This window comes from Streptococcus suis (assembly GCF_002960445.1).
Lineage (GTDB): Bacteria > Bacillota > Bacilli > Lactobacillales > Streptococcaceae > Streptococcus > Streptococcus hyiners.
In genome coordinates this window covers 1-456 of the sequence record NZ_POJD01000231.1, presented here as the reverse complement: position 1 = coordinate 456, position 456 = coordinate 1, and the positions used below count along the sequence as shown (strand labels likewise).

The window sequence follows — 456 nt, the reverse complement described above, 5'->3', positions numbered from 1 at the left end:
CTTGCTGGATTACCTAGAAGGTACAAACATCTTGGCTCAATCAGATGCTAACAAGAAAGCTTGGTTGCGTAAGATTGAAAACTACTATGTCCAAAATAATGGTGTTGATACCCATGCTGGAAATTCTGCGCGTGCATTGACAGATGCCGAAGTGGCAAGCTTGAAGTCCTTCAATGATTTGATTGATCAGAGCATTATTGTTCAACGCCAATATGTCAACAATCCAACTAACACAAGCAAGAAGTGGGATAGAAACAGTTATGTCAGCGTTCCAATGTTTGCAGCTAACTTCTCAGCCCTTTCAAACTCAAACGGTTCTCCAGGCGACATCATGTTCCGCCGTATGGCCTTTGAATTAATTGCTGCCAAAGGGTACACAGATGGTTTTGTACCGTATGCTTCTGGCCAGTTGTCTGATCTAGCTATGGAGAAAGGCTCAATCATCTATGATACTTG

1 protein-coding gene is annotated in these 456 nt (G+C 42.5%); it reads left to right on the top strand.

What is annotated here, in order from left to right; genetic code table 11:
* A partial coding sequence (locus C1G53_RS09075) for a ZmpA/ZmpB/ZmpC family metallo-endopeptidase (protein WP_153046688.1) occupies positions 1 to 456 on the top strand: 456 nt, incomplete at both ends.